At 54.2% G+C, this 19324-nt stretch carries 10 protein-coding genes and 1 pseudogene; 2 read left to right on the top strand and 9 right to left on the bottom strand.

The window, feature by feature from the left end; translation table 11 throughout:
* Positions 1 to 37 precede the first annotated feature (37 nt).
* Positions 38 to 1072 carry an NAD-dependent epimerase/dehydratase family protein gene (locus tag AB8841_RS04545; RefSeq protein WP_370435536.1) on the bottom strand — a complete coding sequence of 345 codons (1035 nt, stop codon included), beginning with the start codon at positions 1070 to 1072 and terminating at the stop codon, positions 38 to 40.
* Positions 1073 to 1818: 746 nt separating this feature from the next.
* On the opposite strand from AB8841_RS04545, the pseudogene AB8841_RS04540 reads away from it, so the two are divergent.
* Positions 1819 to 2012: pseudogene (locus AB8841_RS04540) on the top strand (DUF6429 family protein).
* A 378-nt stretch (positions 2013 to 2390) separates the two neighbouring features.
* Here AB8841_RS04540 and AB8841_RS04535 read toward each other — a convergent pair.
* The 6 genes from AB8841_RS04535 to AB8841_RS04510 all read right to left on the bottom strand — a co-directional run bounded on the left by AB8841_RS04535 (position 2391) and on the right by AB8841_RS04510 (position 10225).
* A complete protein-coding gene (locus tag AB8841_RS04535; protein ID WP_370434650.1) occupies positions 2391 to 3584 on the bottom strand; it encodes a hypothetical protein in 1194 nt (397 codons plus the stop codon).
* Between the two features lie 249 nt (positions 3585 to 3833).
* Positions 3834 to 5129, bottom strand: coding sequence for a hypothetical protein (locus tag AB8841_RS04530; RefSeq protein WP_370434649.1), 1296 nt, complete (start codon positions 5127 to 5129; stop codon positions 3834 to 3836).
* Between the two features lie 325 nt (positions 5130 to 5454).
* Positions 5455 to 6135 carry a methyltransferase domain-containing protein gene (locus AB8841_RS04525; protein WP_370435535.1) on the bottom strand — a complete coding sequence of 227 codons (681 nt, stop codon included), beginning with the start codon at positions 6133 to 6135 and terminating at the stop codon, positions 5455 to 5457.
* Positions 6136 to 6498: 363 nt separating this feature from the next.
* Positions 6499 to 7170, bottom strand: a complete 672-nt coding sequence (locus AB8841_RS04520) for a glycosyltransferase family 4 protein (RefSeq protein ID WP_370434648.1) — start codon at positions 7168 to 7170, stop codon at positions 6499 to 6501.
* 601 nt (positions 7171 to 7771) lie between these two features.
* Positions 7772 to 8521: an FkbM family methyltransferase gene (locus tag AB8841_RS04515; protein WP_370434647.1), complete on the bottom strand. Its 750-nt coding sequence runs from the start codon at positions 8519 to 8521 to the stop codon at positions 7772 to 7774.
* 543 nt (positions 8522 to 9064) lie between these two features.
* Positions 9065 to 10225: a hypothetical protein gene (locus AB8841_RS04510; RefSeq protein WP_370434646.1), complete on the bottom strand. Its 1161-nt coding sequence runs from the start codon at positions 10223 to 10225 to the stop codon at positions 9065 to 9067.
* Positions 10226 to 12525: 2300 nt separating this feature from the next.
* Between AB8841_RS04510 and AB8841_RS04505 the strand changes: the two genes are divergently transcribed.
* Entirely contained in the window at positions 12526 to 14829 is a 2304-nt protein-coding gene (locus tag AB8841_RS04505) for a polysaccharide biosynthesis tyrosine autokinase (protein ID WP_370434645.1), read from the top strand.
* A gap of 566 nt (positions 14830 to 15395) precedes the next feature.
* On the opposite strand, the gene AB8841_RS04500 is transcribed toward AB8841_RS04505, so the two are convergent.
* Both AB8841_RS04500 and AB8841_RS04495 read right to left on the bottom strand, forming a co-directional pair.
* Positions 15396 to 16148 (bottom strand): metallophosphoesterase family protein, encoded by a 753-nt coding sequence (locus AB8841_RS04500; RefSeq protein WP_370434644.1) that lies wholly within the window; start codon positions 16146 to 16148, stop codon positions 15396 to 15398.
* 1016 nt (positions 16149 to 17164) lie between these two features.
* Positions 17165 to 18508, bottom strand: a complete 1344-nt coding sequence (locus AB8841_RS04495) for a polysaccharide biosynthesis/export family protein (RefSeq protein WP_370434643.1) — start codon at positions 18506 to 18508, stop codon at positions 17165 to 17167.
* Positions 18509 to 19324: the final 816 nt, after the last annotated feature.

Genomic DNA, 19324 nt, shown 5'->3' with positions numbered 1-19324 from the left:
TGATCAGCAAAATGTCGGTGCTATCGTAAACGGAGATTCAATGCGTGACTGATTGGACGGAAAATTTTCCATCCATTTGGTGAGGCGCTTCAAGTTCAACGGAGAACTGCCGAACGGGGCCATCCGAAGCAAATTCTTCGTTGCTACGGAACCAGGCAATAACTTTGTCTACGCCATTTTCATAGGGAACTCGACATGACCAGCCAGGGAGCTCGCGATTGGCGATCGTCAGGTCGGGCCGGCGATTGGTTGGATCCTGTGGGACAGGTTGCAGATGAACAATCGGACTGCTCGGAAAATGCTTTTGGACATAACGTGCCACTTCAATTACGGGAATTTCGCGATCATTGCCCAAGTTGAGCGGACCCGGATATTCGCTGGGTTGCTGCCAGAAAAATCGCGCGAGGCCATCGATGATGTCATCGATGTAGCCCCAGCTCCGCGTCTGAAGACCATTCCCATATACCGTGATTGGCTCACCTCTGAGAGCCTGCGAGATGAAATTAGATACCGCCCGACCGTCGTCCGGGCGGATCCGAGGGCCAAATACGTTGAAAAGACGCACGACCTTTATCCGTGTTCCGTGTATTCGTCGCGCCTCGAAGAGGAGCGCCTCGACACATCGCTTGCTCTCATCGTAGGACGACCGTGGGCCAGTGCAATCTACGGAGCCGCGGTAGGACTCAGGCTGAGGCGTCACCAGAGGGTCGCCGTAGACCTCAGAGGTGGACGTGAAGGCTATCAGGCCTCCTGGTTGCAGCACATCCAGCAACCGGAGCGCTCCAAGTACATTCGCTTTGATCGTACGCAGCGGCTCTTGCATGTACCATGGTGGCGATGCTGGTGACGCGAGATGGTAAATCTCGTCAAACTTTCCAACGTCGGGGAGACGCTCGGCATCTGCCTCTAAGACCCGAAGACGCGGATCCGTGATGTGAGACAGGTTCGAACGTCGACCAGTCCAGAAATTATCGACAACGAGCAGCTCGGTACAATCCTTTCGAAGCAGCAGGCGATCAACGAGATGCGAACCGATAAAGCCTGCCCCCCCGGCTACTAAGATGCGCATGATATCACCCCCAAGGTGTCTTGAATTGATGTGATCCTGAGCGAACTCTCACCCACTGTTTAATTCGGCTGACTAGAGTTCATTTTACGTTGCAACGTGGCGTAATTCATTGATGATGAGACACATTTCGTAAAACTCACTTCTACACAGGGGGCTCGCGCTTCTCGAATGTGGACCATGCACTAGGTGCTTTAGCAGCAGACTCTCCTGAGCATTCATGAGATTGCACCTCGGGTCTGAATTTTCTGAGCCTGCATGATTGCCGCCCCTTCGGAGTCGTAGAACATTTGTCGTCCTACGCTTCACTGTTAGGATCAGGACAGTACATCTCAAGGTAAGGATTGAATCTTCCTAGCAGCTATTCAACGTAGTTAGTAGTAAGCATACCTCAGAAGTTCTTATAGTAGCACTTATGAGCTATATGGGGGCGAAGTGGATAGCAGAGTTTCGCTCCAAGTTTTTCGATAATCCAGCCCGGAGCATGTGCTCAGAAAAGCACGTCGCCAAGCGCGGTTGCCTGCAGGGGGATCTACTCGTAGGTTATCACTTTCATCGCAGGCGCTACCATGCGGGAAACATAATAATCCTCGTACATATACTCAACGAACTATTGTCGTTCGATTGCCCTGGTGTGAATGTGTTAACGTCCAATCATTATCCCCCGGCAGAAACGCTGTGCGGTCCGCCTGCTAGTCAGGCGTCTGCCGAGGCTCGCGGAATCCTCGGTTGTGGTATGGCCAAGTGGCGGCATGGAGGTTGGCTCCGACAAGTTCGACGAGGAAGTTCTCGCCTGATGTGGCTGAGGCTGCATGACGAGCGCTGGGCTTGGGAGGGCTTCAACGGGGTAACGATAGAACGGCTCCACGAGAACGGCCTCATCGCCGACCCGGTCAACAAGACCAAAGTCGTGGTCCTCACGGATGCAGAGCTGCAGAAAGCCTAGAGCAGATTCGATTGAGAGGGGCCCATATCCGCAGTTCTGATGTAATTACAGCATTCCTCGGACGGGAACGCATCGAGCAGTTCTCCGATGGTAGCCCAGATTGCCTTCTTGCTACGTGCGCCGCTTTTCGCAGCAGCACCTTAAGCTTGGAAAAGAGCTGTTCGATCGGATTGAGTTCGGAGTTCCACACGCTACACTTCTTCTCTCATAGCTTTCGCCGCAGCCGGAACTCGTGAGCTTCAGCTGGAATAGGCCTCTTCGTTAGGGTGAGGCCATTCAGTGCGCGTCCTACTCGGTGCGGTATAGGCTCAGGCTCAGGCAGTCAGGCAAAGCGATGTTGACTGCCTTTTATGTAGCGAACCGCGGTCATTCTTGGTTCTATTTGGCTGAGATAGTGCGTCCCTGCGTTGGTTTCTGCTCGCCAGCTAGGGGATCAAAAATGATGGAATTGCGACCCACTGCCTCCCCTAGAATGTGCCGAGCCACAAGCCGACCGGATCTCAGGGTCCCGTTCGGCCGAATTATATTGATCGTCTCGCCTGTTTCCACCCAGTCACCGTGGCAGGCTAGGAACATCGCACCGTCTATGATTGTATTTTCTCCTCCGTTCCGAATGGATGGCTCTTTAAGCTCACCTCCGTAGAAATATACGTCCCGTAATCTCGTGGCACTCGGTCCTATCCGGGGCTCGGCTTTGCCTGTGGTGTGCCACGCACGGAGGTCATCAGAGCGGCCGAACTCGACCCAGCTTGTAAGCAACGGTATGGACTCTCCGTCTCCCATCCGCACCGTCACCGCCACTGTCCCCTGCCCTCGTTCGGAGACAGCCTCAATAACCCCGAATCCGTCATACACGTCTGTCGCATACACCCGAACCAAGCGACCGGGTAGAATGCGACCGAGAGCGTTCGTGCCGGTAACCACAAACGAATTTGGCGATGAGAATGCTGCCCGTGCCCGGAATCTGCCGTTATCGACGATGGTCTCACTTGTGCTCGCAGCCCAGAACTCGGTTCCCCCCTGTGCAATTATGTTTTCACCAACGTCAATTCTGATTGAGCACCGCAAACGCCCCGCTACGAGCTCACGCTCATATACGCCCCCAACGAACTTGATCAGTGATGGGACGCGATAGGCAGCATTCAACTCTTCAAATGTTCCGGGACCCAACTCCCATCCAGGGTAGTTTGGGTCATTGCCAATATAGACGTGACCTATGCCGCCGAAATTCGCCCAACAATGATCAAAGGTGACTGATCCAGCTCCGTTCAATACCGTGATGTTATACTCAGTCGCCCTCTCTACGGCAACATTTCGGAGGGTTAGGTTCTGGGAGGCGTCTATCACCAAAGGTCGATGAGCGCGCTGAAGGCTCACGTTCTGTACCTCGTCGTAAGTCCCGCCGAACATCTCCAGGCATGTCTTGGCAAGCTCTGCACCATCGATGCTGAAGTCCCGGAAAAAGCCTTTCCCGCTTACAGGCGCACCGATCCTCCGAAGTATAGTAATGTTGGGCTCCCGCGTCGTCAGCTTTGAGGCAAGCCCAGCACCAACGAGCGGTACACCTTCCATCCATCGGAGACCGACTCCGTCTCGGTCAGGGTCGTCAATCTCATACTCCCGAGGCAGCAAGAGTACCCCACCTCTGACCCTTCCCGCATTCCAGCAATAGTCATGAGCTGCTTGTAACGCAGCAGTGGCGCTGCCAATAGCTGCCAGGTCGGGGACAATAAACCCCGGGTGCTGCGCTCGCGCGCTTAGACTAGCCGACATAGCGCTGAGACCATGAACCAGGCTTCGCCGTGTCAGCATACGGAACTCCTAATAGCGCAATCGTTCAAAACGACTCCCGAACGCACACCGGCCCAACCAACGCGATTTGCCGACAATGGATCTCCTACCCGCAGAATCGAAGGTTTGCGGTGGCAGTGCGTCTCTGCACGGCACTTGATAGGCCAGGACTAGGAGAAACACGAGCGACCCTAGAAAGCCGATATTCAAGTTATCGGGTTCAAGGCATTGGATCAGAAGCGTTGTTATGCAGAACGCACCTGCTACCCACCCTTGAGAATCCCCGTAAGCTCGGCCATTGTATAGTAGCCAGAGCGACCGTGCTATTACGACTAACAGAATGATGAGACCGGGAATGAGGCCGAAGTCCAAGAAATATGACAAGATACCACTGTGAACAACGACATCAATATAGCGCTGCGACCTAAAGCCAAGCCCGTAGAAAATAAACCCGTCAATTTGCGATAAGAAACTTGCCCATACATCTGCGCGTCCGGTAAAACCTGATCCGAACCCTCGTTCGTCGCTTGTGAGCTCAAAGACATCCAGCAATACATCGGCGTTGATGAAGTCGAAGACGACCGCGCTTCCCAGCAAGACAAATCCCACCATGGCACCAGCAACTGCAAACACAATGCCCCGTACCATTGAAGGGAAGAAGAGACACATAGCAGTAAATGCGACAACGCCACCAAGGACCGTTCTTGCTGAAACCAGCAGACAGAAGGCAACTGCTAAAGCAGCAAAGGGCGGCGAGATTCGCTTCCGTGACAAGGTGTGCAGCCCTAAGGCGACAAAGGCGTATCTCCCAAAATGGTTTGGCTGAAGCATTCCGTACCACCTGCTGTCGGGGAGCCCCCTGACCAGCACGATCCCTACCAACAGACCATACAAAGCCCAGGAGATCAGACGAAGACAGCGAGCTACATTTTCGCTCGGGAGCAGCCAGAATACCCTAGCCATCATGAAGAAGCCGAGGGTCATTACTAACTGGACGTTTTGCATAAAGAAGCCGTCGTTTCCTATCCCACCGAGCCCCGCTGTCACAGCCAACACTCCAATGGAAAGGTAGATCAGAAACTCGCGGCGCAACGCGGGCCCGAAGACTCGTTTTGCTGTAGCAATCAAGAATGCCCCAAAAACAATAGCAACGGCTATCAGCTGCAGAAGTGAATTGGTTGCCTCACCGGTGACGATCAACTCGTATCTCGTCTCTGGATCAACTTCTACAAACGCAATAACGGCTATCATTAGAAAACAATATACTATGAAAGCACTCGCGATTATAGGAAGAGAATTGATGCGGCTGATGATTGGCTTGCGCATGCCCCCTATTGGGGGAAACACTAGATTCTTAGTCCGCAATTTCATCTGTACAGATCCTACCGGACTATGTGTGGCAACACGGCCCTGGTGTCAAAAGTGCGTTCCGCCATCAGTACTCCCAGGTCAAGGTCCGTCGCGCAACTGGCCGCTACAATTGGCCGGTTGCACATTCGAACGCGCTCTTGAAAAGCATGCCCTGCGAGTTCGACGTAAGGAGTATCATGACGGTGCGAAGTGACACGTGGAGTGCCGTGCACATGCAGATAGTTGATGGAATATCAATGACTCCGAACCTCGCGGCGCTAAAGGCTATTGCTGTCCCCTCTCACGGCAAATTGCCGCGTTTCTGAATAAAAATCATGAGAACGGTCCTGAAAGCAGGAGGGCTTAACCAGTGTATCGTGGACCAGAACGAAAACATGAATCTGCTTCCAAAATAATATGATGGCGAAGAATCCCACGTGTAAACGAAGTGCTTGAAACGTTCGGACGGGAAAAATTTCAATAGATCAGATTTTGTGTTCATCCTGTATACTGCCGGGAATACATCCTCCTCTTTGCGATGGGGCTGCGCGGATTTCAGGGCGCGCCTGCGGAGGCTATCAGGAATGAGTTGGTTTGAAAGAGCGATGTAACCATAGCGATTGGGCGTTCGCGCACAAATCCGTCCGCCGGGCTTGAGAACGCGGTCAAGTTCATGAGATGTGCTTACGGGATCGGGAATATGCTCAAATGTCCAATCCGAAAGGATAAGGTCTATCGAAGCATCATGAAGAGGAATTTCTCCATTCGGCCCAATATGAACAGCGCGATCAAGGGAGGGATTCGTCATAACCACCGGATCAACATCCGCTCCAATCACTTCTTTGACGTGACCTTTGATAGTTTTAAGGTTTTTCCGATACGGGACATCATCATCTATGTGCGAAACGCCACGCCCTGCGCCAAAATCCAGTACCGTAGCTTCATCGTCCAATAGGCTCCGTACACGCTGGTAAAACTGCACAGTTCCATCGAACCGGTCGAACCCACCTACAAGTCTTTCAGGCTGGCGCCTTGCTAAGAAGCTAGGGTGTTTCAAGCAAATCTCCACGTTGATCTATCGGAATGGAGTAAACAAAGGCGCATCATTGTTTTAGAAAAACCTGCGCGCTTGTTCTTCAAAGCAGCAGCGCATGAGGGTGTAATGACTGTGATCGAATTCTTTCAAAAGTTCTATTGCTTTGAAATTTCTAAGAGGATTACCCTTTAGGGGCGTACTGACTGGGCGATATCAGCCAGAGCCGGTTTCCCTGCACGGGAAACGACTCCTCTCTTTGGCTCGTGCGCATTTTAACGGCGAACGGAATCCGCTCCGCGAAAGAATGCTTCAGCCACCTGTGCGATCAAAGCCAACCGCTTCGAATCCAATCTGTACATCATCCGAGTTACGGCCAGATAAGGCATTCACGAGCTTGGAAATGTCATTTCGTGACTCTTCCGAAAGCTTGCAGAATTGGTTTCGCGCGCTAGCGCGTCGTGAATGCTCCAGAGCCACATTCCCGACTCCGGCCAAGATCCATTTCGCAGCCTCCAAACTGTAGGTGTCGTTGGCCGCGACCAGGTGTCCACCAAGTCCGACAACCTCTCCCACATATCTGTGATCTACAGCAATGACTGGTACTCCTGCTGCAAGAGCTTCCGGTACAACGAGAGACTGGGTTTCGTGTGCATATGTCGAGGGGAAGAGAAAATAATTTATCGTTTCTAGCAGGCGCTCTTTCTCCTTTGTCCCGATAGGTCCAAGATACTGGAAGTGCCGCCCTAATTCAGCCTTTGCAGCCTGCACGATTGATTCTGCGCGTTCGTCCGATAAGCCCCCAGCCACCAACAACCGGGCGTCGACATTCCTTCTTAGAAGCTCCCGCAAAGTATCTATCGCACGCAATATGCCCTTATCCTCACTTATATTACTTAAAAAACCTAGAGTTACTGACGAAGAGTCAGGCGGACTGCTGCGATAGCGGAGCCCTGACACCCAAGCAGCATTATTGATCACCATGTATCGACTTTTTACGGAATAGCGTCGACCGAGATCTTTAGCCATTACATGACTACACATTACGTGCACAGCTCGTTTTCCAGACGTTCTGATCAATAAAGATACCGGGAGCAATCTCCTAACAATGTAGCTGGTGCTATGATGATAAAGGAATATCCTGATGCCGAGTAATCTTGCTACAGTAGCAAACATTACGTTGTAGTATATGCCAAGTCCACCATCAACCGAGATAAGGCAACTACCGAGCGGCCATTTCTTGCCTATACCTATGGTTATAAACTTATATAATCCATATAATACCTTGGTCCATCGTTCAGCATGATACGAGCAGCCTCTTTGAAGGGTACCGGGAGATACATCTACGCGGAGATGGAAGACACTACGTTCCGTTAGGTGATCAGATATCTTTGCATTTATAGTTGCCGCTCCCTGGATCGGCGGAGGGAAAGGCCCTACGATAACCGACATCATCTTTCCGGACACCTTCAGCCTCGATCTTAGTTCTTCAAGGAATGCTCTCGGCAATTTGGTTCATTCGTGACGGACAGGGTTAACAGTAGGTTGCAAAACAGGTTCCAGAAGAAACCTGCCGTGACGGCTGTTATAGAATGAACTGCCTGTTCGAGAACAGAGCGTCAGCCTGCACGGAGAGCCCTTTGTCAGTGGTAACCAGATTATATATTCCGTCCAGATAGAAACCTTGGCTCGCAAGCCAAGCGATGATATCTCGGGCAAGTGGTTGTCCTTTATAGAGTTCTATAAAAGATACTTCAGAATATATATACGCAGTCGTTTTAAGGGTGTTGGTGAGACCTTTTAGAGCGAATAGCTCATAGCCTTGAATGTCTAGTTTTACCATCAGGGGAGCCGGCAGCGAGAGACCTTTCAGGATTTGATCACCTTGAACTACCTGAACCTTCTCGATGGCGGCTTCAGTTGTTCCAGGGAAAATCTCCTCCTGCTTATCTGTAATCGGCAGCAGGGATGAGCTATCTGCTCGAGAGGAAACATGAAAATCCACTAGCTCAGCGCTCTCACCTAAAGCACAGTGATGAAGTTGGATGTTGGGATTTTGTTGAAAAATGCGCCGGTAAGTGCTGGCAGGTTGCTGAAGCGGCTCAAATGCGTGAATTATCAAGTCCGGGAAGAGCGCTTGAGCAAGAAGCGAGAACTGTCCGCAATTGGCGCCCACATCGATTAGTGACGCTATCGACAGATGCCTCAATGCGCCCTCGTGCTCGACGGCTGCAGCTACTTTGTGAATTAATCCACTCCTATAGGTTGGGTGAGCTAGGAGTTGCCCCAGTTTCGCTGCCCGCCTACTCACAGCTTTCAGTTTCATGGCTTTCATCGCGCTTCCAACTCTCAACCGATACTTTGAAAATATTCTGGAGGTGCCTGTCCGCTACGATGGCCACTATTTTTATTTGAAACGCGTCTGTTCCCATTGTTGTAGGGGAGCGGACCTCAGCCAACTACCTTGTGGAATTCACTTTGTGCTCGTCCAAGCACTGTGGCGGTGCGTTTCTTAACACCCGTTCGTTTATATTATCTGTTTCCGATACAGACGAACAGCAGTGGGCCTCCCAAACGTGTGGCAATATCGGTGTAGCGGGGATGGAGTCCATGGACCCTCGCGCAAGTACCTATTTCCTCTCGCGCTATCCCTTGACTACGGTTTGCCCAGGAAATCCGCCGTGCGCCCGCCCGCCTTCCGAAACGCCGAATCGGATCTGCTTTGGTGATCGCTTGGTCCACATGACGTCGCGCGCATCAGCTAATAGCACAAGCCTAGCGCCACCCGGAAAGGCGCGGCCGTAATGTTGGATCGAGCTCGCTGCGGTGACGTGTTTATAGAGATGATGCCGGCCACCCATGCGATCCCACAGCTTATCTACTTGGCAGGATATCTTTGAAACGCTGCTGTATAATAGGCTCCAGCTTGAGCAGCAAACATGACAACATCTACCAACGCGAGAAATGTGAGGCCCATAACTCCTGTCAGGGCCACCACGGCCGTAGCCGAAACGGCAATGCTGCAGAGCATGACAGCAGAGTAGAGCTTGACGCGATTTTGAACAATCAGGACTTGGCCGAGGGTTGCCGCGATGGCCCACATTGGAAGTGCTGCAGCAAAGAAGGGCATGTAAAGCGCAACGTTGGATAGCTTAGGAATAATCATAGGGTCCCAGACGGCCCAGATAAGTGACGCCAGGAATGCCAAGAATGAAAAGCCAAGGCTTATCCCCTGAGAAAAGAGGACGTCCCTCAATCGGAAAGAGCGCTCGGTTACGACGCGGCTGAAACGCGGAAATTCCACCCGTTTGATCAACCCGATGGCCTGCGCCGAAGCAGAGATGATCTGACGGAGGTAGATGTATACTCCCAGGACCTCCTGGCCGAGGCTTTCGGACACTATCACCAGGAGTGCGCGAGCATAGAACTGGTTCGGAAACTCGGCCATGCAATAGGCTGCGCCGCCAGAGATGAAGCGGAGAATGCCTTCCTTGGTGACCTTGCCGGATACTCCAGCGGGCTGGATACTCCGGGCAATGAAATATTGGGCAATGACACAGGCCGAACAGCCGGCTGAATAGGCCATGCCTATGACAAGACCGGCCTGATAGCTAGCCTCACCTGTGTGGAGCATACAATACGCTGCCAAGGCCGCTGCCGACCACGGAAGTCCCGCCAACGGACCGCTCAGAGCGTTCCGGGCATGTCCGTCGAGATAGCCAGACAAGTTCATCGCCCATACTGGCGCGACCGGGATACCGCCAATAAGGATACCGCACGCAAGTGAATCCAATCCATTATAGAACCAGATGAGGCTCAATTGGATTAGAGTGATGGGAACCGCAATCACGAGGCGGCCAAGGGATGCCTCCCATTGAGGGCCAAAGTCTGTCTTCTGTGCTGCGAGCCGTGCGAGGAGCACCAAGCCGCCCCAGTCCGCAGTCCATTGGACGAGCGAGAGGGCCGCAAGGGCAAAGCCGAACGACGCGGTCACCGCCAGCTTGCCGTCCAGCACCAACATGGTCTGGACGATGAACACGGTGCCCTGGCCAAGGAGGATTCCGATGAAGAGCCCTGCCAACCGAGCCAAGAACCCATATGGAGGGCTCAAAACTGAAGGCTTCAAAGGACATACCCAGTTTTGCGGGTGAAGTACCGATAGTCGAAGGACAATTTCCGAAGCGGCTTCGCCGGAACCCCTCCGTACAAGGTCAGTTCGTCGGCATAGGCTTTGTTCAGCAGGGATTTAGCCCCAAGGACAGAGTAGTCTGGAAGTACGCTGCCACCAAGAACCACTGAGTTCGTGCTAACGAAACAGAACTTCCCGATCGTGATTGGCTGTGACCGTTGAACGTTTTCAGCAAGGTCGATGCTATGCGTGAGGAATTGACTTCCAAGTCCGGCGACAGTGGAGAAGGCACCGATTGTCACCGCATTGGTACAATCGATGAAGTGCCGGTGGGTTACGGCGGAGTGACTATGCAGCACTAGCACCGACCGACGAGATGGTTCGGACCGATAGGCCACGCCCGACTTCGGATAGCCCGTTATCCAGTTTCCACGACCGACGCGTGCGTGTTCATCGAGATGGAGAAGCTCGAGGTTCCTACAAATGGTCAAGTGCCCGATCGAGGCACCGGCCCCCAGCACCAGCCGACGAGGGAACACCCAAGCGAGACCGATGTGGCTTGTACGATGGAGGCTGTACTTCCACACGTGAACAAGCACTAGCCGGCGCAGCCTCCACGGCATGAGCACGACACATCCGCAACCAAGCAGACGCATGATGCGCTGGAAGCAAGCGACGAGCCGGCTGACATCGACATGTATTGAAGAGGGAACCAGGTCCACCGCCTTTGACCGCTCTCTCAGCATGGGCGCCCTAGCCCTTCGAGCCTGGGCAAAATACACTGAGGAGCAGTTCTAGTCATGCGGCCATGACACGCAACCCGTTTCTGGTCCCTATGAGGCGTGATCAGAGCCAATCTAGTTACCTCGCCCAGTCATCACTGGAACGAACTACGTCGCCGATGATGATCCGTTGCATCAGTTGAACCGTTATTGTTTCCAATTAACTTGGCTAAGTATCGCTTTTCAAAGGCCCAGGGCGGTACAAATACTTTATTTCCAACGCCCCTCCAGGTTCTCCTCGTGCTGGGTTTCGCATTTTGATATCACATGGCGAACCGCCAGAGCAGCCACACGGAATTTGTCTCTTGCTATTCTCCTACTTCACGGGTTCGCATCACAATCGGCTACAGGGACCACACTGGAACCCAAAGAGGCGGGCTAGAAGGTTTATGCGCACTATGAGGGGGCATTTCCAACTTACGGAGCTGTCGTCGAGAGCTATGTGCGTGCTCGCTACGCCGCTGCGAATTGCGGGGAAGACCTCCTCAAAAGCCCCCTGCTCCACCCCAACAAGGGGTAATCCTGAATCAACGCAACGGTCATGCAATAAGCTTCCCTTCGTTCACTCTCTGTGAGTCCGAGGTGCCCGGGGATAGGCTACGCCCCTCCACCCAGCATCTTAAGGAAGATACCAGCAATCAGGATGAGAGATCCTGCGCACAGTACAACATTGGATAGGCCGTCAGTCTGCGGCGAAGGAACAGCCCACCGCACAGCCGAATGCGTTCAGGCTCAACAGAATTCCGGCCCAGGATGCCGTCATCGGTGTGGCAGCAAAGCAGATGATAATGCCAAAAGCGGCAAACACGAGACGCTTCGGCGGTTCTCGCAGCAATACTCCCACTTCTGATAATGCAGGCCCTTGAACAGCGAATTGCCGGTCAAGGCAGTACCCCAGCCGGGCCGCGACGCCCCAGCCATCATCCGGATAGTGTCTGCAAACTGAGAACCCCCATCTACACTCAGCCGAACCGGGGCCTGCGGCTAGCAGTTTCATATGCCCCTGATGGAGGTTACGGAAGGAGGCCGTCGCCCAGTCGAGTCCAAGGATCGTGGACCACCGCTGAACCCACCTTCCTTTGACCGGTCCCCAGGGAAACGGCGCCAGAACTAGAGCCATGGCTATGGCATAACGGGATAGCATATCCAGTCCGCTGCCTATCTTTCGCTATTGCGCCCTGTGTGCACTCTCTACTGGAGCTTGATACGCACGTGTCACGGCTCCCCGCCTTTATTCGAACGGGTCCAATTGGACCGGTTTTTCGCGTCCACATGAAGACCTGACTACCCGTCCCGTCCTTCCACTTTTATGGCATTATGTACGGGAGCAATCATGCCATCGTCCATCGAATACAGCCGGAGTTACCCAAAATAGTCTCTACCCTCTGGAGGAGTGATTGGTACGTTGCGGAGATTGGAGATCTTGCCTTGAACCATCACTCGAAGATTGGCGAGGCCCTTCACTCGCCGCCGACTGTTCATACTTCTGGGGATCACCGGTCTGTTGTGGGCGCTCAGGAGGAGCCATTTCTCGACTTAGCACTGATCGCAGGGTTCTTCCGGCGGCAATGGCCTGTGATTGCACTGTTCATCTTGGGCGCTGTAGCTCTTGCGGTTGCCTATCTCTTTATGACTCCGGCTCGCTACACGGCGACGTCCGTGCTGATGCTGGATACTCGGCGCTTACAACTCTTCCAGCAACAGTCCGTACTCAGCGAATTCAGTTTCGATGCGCCTGCCGTGGATAGCCAGCTTGAGGTACTCAAATCAAGGGCCGTGGCTCTATCCGTCATTGATACGTTGAATCTCGTCAAAGACCCTGAGTTTACAGGAGATGTCACAAGCTCCTCTGGTTCACTCACGTCCGCCATCACAGCCTTGGTTAAATCGGCTGAGACGGAAACTCTTGAGCCTCAGAGCCAGGAGGCCCTGATTGAGCGGGCCATCGATTACTTTCAGGACCACTTGACAGTCCGGCGTGTGGGACGAAGCTACGTCATAGAAATCAGCTTTCAGTCGCTCGATGAGGAAAAGGCATCACGCATCGCCAATGCCATCGGCAAAGCCTATATCCTGGATCAGTTACAGGCCAACTATACGGCTACCAGGTTGGCGACCAATTGGCTCAAAGATAGAATCGAGGAGCTCCGCCAAGAAGCCGAGAGGGCGGATCGATTAACGCTCGACTTCCGCAACAAAAACAATCTGACGGATGCGGGCGGAAAGCTCCTGAGCGAGCAGCAACTCTCCGAAATCAACACACAGCTGATCGTGGCAAAGGCCCAGACAGCCGAGGCGAAGGCGCGGCTTGACCGTATCCTCGACATTAGCAGGCGCGGCATTGACGATGCGGCCGTCGGGGATTCCCTACAGAATACCGTACTGAATCAACTCCAGCAGCAATACCTTGAAGCAGCCCGGCGCGAGGCGGACTTCTCCACCAGGTACGGCGCCGACCACCCAGCGGCCGCGAACCTTCGCAAGGAAATGCAGCAAATCCAGAACGCGTCGAAAGCCGAGATGAACCGGATCGCCGAGAGCTACAAAAGTGATTACGAGATCGCCCGTAGCCGCGAACAGACCCTCCAGGCAAGTCTGGATGCCCTCACGGTCGCGTCAGCTGGCACCCGGGAGGCCCAGGTGGGACTGCGCCTGCTGGAAAGCTCGGCGAATGCCTATCGCACCTTGCACGACAACTTCCTGCAGCGGTTTGTCGAAGCAACGCAACAGCAGTCCTTCCCCAATACGGAAGCGCGGCTCATCACGGAGGCCGCGACGGCAGAGAGAACCCATCCGAGGACAAAGCTGGTGCTTGGTCTCGCAGTCGTTCTTGGAGCCGGCCTCGGCTGCGCCATCGCTTTTGCCCGCGAAGGGCTCGATAGAGTGTTCCGGACAGCGCGGCAGGTTGAGCAGGCACTGGGAGTTGAGTGCCTGGGCGTGATCCCCGCGATTGAGGGGGCCTCGGCACACACGCCGCTCGAGGGGGACAGCCTGCCCCAGATTGGCCCTCGATCGATCACGGCTGATCTTGGCATCGCCCGTCAGGTTGTACTCGCCCCCTTCTCCCGCTTCTCCGAGACAATCCGGGCGATCAAGGTGGCCGCAGATACTTGCACCACAGCGCATGGCGTCAAAGTCATCGGGCTGGTCTCGGCTTTGGCTGGCGAGGGCAAGTCGACCATAGCATCCAATTTGGCGCAGCTGATCGCCCACAGCGGGCGGCGCGTCCTCCTGATCGACGCCGACTTGCGCACTCTATCCCTCTCCCGACGCATGACGCCGTATGCGGAAGCTGGCATCTTCGAGGTCCTTATTGGTGGGGTGACGCTCAGCGATGCTGTCTGGCACGATCCGATCACCAAACTTGATTTTCTCCCGGCCGTGCTCAAGAGCCCCATTGCCCACACAAGCGAGATCCTCGCGTCAGACCGAATGGCCAGTCTCCTCGCCTCGGCCCGAGACCTCTACGAGTACGTCATCGTCGATTTTACACCTCTCGCCCCGGTAGTCGACGCGAAAGCAGCCGCTCGTCATATGGACGCTTTCGTCCTTGTCATAGAGTGGGGGCAAACGTCTCCCGAGGCTATCTTTGAGGCCTTGGGATCCGCCGAAGTGGTTCACAGCAAGCTGCTCGGTGCAGTGCTCAACAAGGCCAATGCGGCAAGGCTCAAGAAACTTGAGGCATACAAGGGGAGAAGTTACCACAGCTACTATCATTCCTCTTCGTCCTGATCCTGTATGGCCTGTGCGAGAGAGGAGGCTTATGCATCGGGTCCGCATCCAGAAGGCCCTCTCCTATTGAACGCGGCACGCCAGGAAATCCGGGTGATTTAGCGTGTCACTCCCACGAGGGCTTCTTTTGGTATAGCCGCTTCCGACCTGAGATTGTGGCTGACGCCCTGCCCTTCCTGGAGCTGTCCTATAAACTGTCGCCGCAAGGAACCTGGATCACGCGCCGTTGCAGCCTCGCCAGTGCTCTGCATTCTTGGGCTCTGTCACCAGAGGCGCAGGATCAGGCCCGAGCCGAATACGCGCTCTTGGGTCCGGGATGCTCTGGCCAATGCAATTACCATCATCGTAGAGATCGACGGGTAGGTACGGCAGGCATTACTCGCAAGCTCCGCTCGTCTTCCATTGAAAGACAGGCGCGGCTCAGCTGGATGCATTCGACATTCCGGTGGATGTTCCGGGGGACGACTACAGCGCAAATCAGCCCTGGCAACAGTAAGTGAATGATCCGAGAAGCAACAAAGACCGGGCACTTCTTGCAGTCCCGCACGACAGGGACTTCCGACCTATCACTCCTCCTGCGGGAAAGAAATTCTGTTGGCTCCTGTGGGCGTGGCTACGAGAAGGCGCTTGGTTGTTCCCTCCAACACCAAACAGGTCAGCCGCCCGGTCATATAGGCGCCTGTATCCAGATTGATCCGATAGAGTGTCAGCTCAGGCTCCTGGACCGGTGTATGACCGTGTACAACGACTTTTTCATGCTGCCTGGTTGACGTCAAAAACTTCGCACGGATCCAGAGGAGGTCCTCCTCCCGCTGTTGCATCAGCGGAATTCCGGGCCGTATCCCAGCGTGACAGAAGAAGTAATCACCAGCCGTGAATGACAACCGCAAATCCTGAAGAAATTTCAGATGTGCTGTCGGAAGCACCGCCTTGAAATGGACTGCGGCCTCGTGCAAGCCGCGCCCGAATCTCACCCTACTAACATCAACCCCGTATGAACGGAGGGTCTCAAGGCCTCCATTCTGAATCCACAATCGGCCTGCCTCATGCCGGCTGAGGAAGGTGAGCAGCATCGCCTCGTGATTGCCGCGTAGGGGAATTAGTTCCGTAGGAAAAGGCTGTGACGAGAGGATTTCGAGCACGCCTTTCGTGTCTGCCCCTCGATCGATGTAGTCTCCTAGGAAGACTGTCCTCGCATCACGTGCGGGATGCTTCTCTTGATCGACAGCAATTAACTCCTTGAGCTCGATCAGCAGATCGGCACGACCGTGAATGTCTCCTACCACATAAAGTCTGAGGCCCTCCGGGATCTTTGACATTCGCAAAGTCTGAGGCGTTCGTCTGAGGAAACGTTCTAGGATCATTTACAGGACTGTATTCAGAGCACGAATTGCAGCATTCACGTATGATGGTACCGTCGTCTCGGCCATATCATCACCTATGATCAATTGCTCTCGCGCGTTGCGCTTGCAGCTGTAATCCGGTCTTGCAGAATCCGCACTTCTGTCGGCGGCGTTCCGCATTGGCGTTGCGTCTCCAGGACAAGCCCGTCTGGGCGCCACAGCACAAATTCGTACACAAGGCGAATACGCCCAACTTCTCCAGCACCTGAATTCGAGGATCCTGAGCAAGCCTGGACCTGGCAAAGCTATAAGCAATGTATACTGGTGATCTAGGCATGGCGTCGATGTTGATGCGGAGAGCAACGGGTAGGTGCTCTGGTTGCGCCCATTGAGCGCCTTTGGCTAGATGTGTCAGGTGGCCTGTCGGCGATGATCAGGGTGTAGCGATGCTTTCTCGCTTGCGTAGAAAGTATTTTTCTCCTCATCAGGTCGCCCTTTGATTTCGATCGGGCTGGCAAGGGTCGATATCTCACAGTGCCAAGCGGAGGTGCGAGCCTGTCGATGTAATGACTGACCGAGCCCAGGGTACATAGTCAGAAATGGGGCGTACGCGAGCAGACCGTCGGCTGATTGCTCGTGGGTGGCATTCGATTTCCGAAAGTACCGAGACGTGCGCCTGCCGGGAAGTGAGCGATACCACCGGCTTGATGGGAGGCACAGCGGGCAGCACATTACGTCGTGCATATTCAAAGCCGCTCCCACGAGTTCCCTTCACCGACTTTGCTTTCAAACATGAAGCAGTCTTTCTCCGCCCTCTCGCCGCTCAATAGCACCTGTGAACGCCTTTGCTCAAACTTTCTCCGTCCTCACCGAGAATAGGCTAAGTTTTGAAAAAGCCACTTGCAAAACAAGGCCACAATCCGACGACCACATAGACTCGATACGTATAAGCCGGCGCTCCCTGATTCCGGAATATCCGATTTCGTCAGCTTTCAATTCGGCAACCCTGTCAGCGGATTTCCGCCGCTCCGCTCAAGGGAACCGAGATGCTCTCGGATCACAGGGTGATGACTAGAAACATTGCTGGAATAACCACCAAGCTGAAGTGCGACCTCAACAACATCCCTTGGAAGCAGCTCCGTCTCCGCAGTGGCCACCAAGCGATCCGAGCCCTGGTCCGTCCTCCTGACGACGACTAGCTCTGGAGCCCCGGTGCCGCCGCGGCCGAGTTGGGATCGAATAGCACCAACCATGAACATTTTCTGCGTCACAGCTGACACCTTCGATACGATTGCGGCGAGCTCCAACTTCGCATCCTGCAGTTCCTTCAACAACCCGATCCGGCGCTCATCAAATAATTTCTGCAGTTTGCGCTGTTCGTCTGCCCGCTGTTGTTTTACCTGTTCAAATCGAGCTTCAATTTCGGTTGCACGGCTAGCGGAGAGCAGAACCAAGCGCCTCATGTCGCTCACACGAACGACAGTTGCCATTCCTTTGGCGGCGAGGCCTTCCACCCGCTCCAACTCTTCCTGATCGATTTTGGCCCGTTCTGCCTCGGTCTGCATCTGCTTCCCAAGAAGGTCAAGGCTGACACTCAGTGATTGGACGGCCTCTGTGAGGTGTTGCCTTTCCTTTTCAAAATCGCTCTTCCGTACATCAAGGCGCTCGACCTCAAGCGCCTTGGTGTCAGCGCCCACAGGTGAGACAGCGGGTATATCGGATTCCTGACTGTCTCGGCCAAGTTCGGCCTGTACGCGCGCGATCCGCGCCTGCTGGCGGACAATCTCATTCATGAGAGTCTCACGCTCGCTCTGCAGATCCACCGCCAAAAGGTACGGGTTTTCCATGCGGGTCCGCATAGTATCGTACCCGCCTGCAAGGGCAATTGCCTGTAGCACTGTCAACCCCGGTCGGTAGGGATAGCTGCCTGGGGTTGCAACGTCGCCGTTGACGTAGATCGGGCTATACTCGGCAATGGTGAGGGAGACCTCATCGCCATCAATAACGACGTCGTGTTCGCTCCCATCCAGAGCTCGGCGTCGCAGCACCTTTTGAGGTACCCGCTCCTGGATAACCTTAAGAATTTCATTGATGGATTTGTTACGGGCAGGGATTTCACCAACCAGCGGAAAGGATACCTCGCCGCTGACAGCCACTGTCCCCCGATGGCGAAACTCCGGTATGCTTGCAGCGGACAGCTCGAGTACGTCACCAATGTTGACCCGGTACTCGGAGGCGAGGACGGACGTGATAGGAGCGAGTATGAGGACAAAGCCCAGGAGAGCTGCAGCGAGAGCTTGGCTTCGATGTAACCAGGAGCTATTTGCTCTTTCCATCGGTACCTTCTTCCTGAAAGACTTGGGCTGCTGGAGGGTGTCAGCTTCTATTATCGGCGCCCCTCAATCTCATACCTAGCTCAATACACAGCGCAGCAAATGTCGAGCATAGCGGAGCACCATGAGGTGTTACTATGACAGTTTCATACCTCCGAAGGATGAGGTGATGTAGCTCTGATGAGGCGGACGTCGCACGGGTGCTCGGGATCTCTGGTTAGAGCGCTTGGAAAGCAACCCGCTCCACCAAATGCCGAGTCTAAACGCTCTGTACCGCGTCTTCTCCATGACTGTCGCCCCTCAGGTCCATTGCCCGAAAGAGCCGTCTCCGGAATGGACCAATTTGATAGGTTTGGACCATTACAACAAACCCATTCACACGAGTTCGGATACGTTCACACACGGCGCCGTTTCAGTGGGTTCGGCCTGCAATGCGGGACTACCGTCGTGCTCTGACCAAAGTTCCAAGCGGCTCGCGGCAGAAGTAAACGTCACAGCGCGCAACGTGCCTACGCTCGGTACGTGCGTCAGCCTCTCGGGCTATCGCTAGCGCATCGTGCGAACCGGGCGGGCCGCACTAGCGAAAAGTGGACCCGGTTTTTCGCAAGAACGATGCGCTCTGCTAGGAAAGAGCATCGGATTCAATCCTAAAGGTGGTTTCCACTTTTCACGTCCGACGCTCTAGCAAAGCGCCGCAAACTGCATACCAGTGTTAGCAGCGCCTCTTGCGTACAGTATTTCCTCCGCTCTTGCCACCGGCTCTAGGTAAAAAGAGATTGGCGCGCGTTTTATTACAAATCGATTGTATCGAGAAATTGA

This window comes from Microvirga sp. TS319 (assembly GCF_041276405.1).
Taxonomy (GTDB): domain Bacteria; phylum Pseudomonadota; class Alphaproteobacteria; order Rhizobiales; family Beijerinckiaceae; genus Microvirga.
This window is presented reverse-complemented; position numbering and strand designations above follow the sequence as displayed.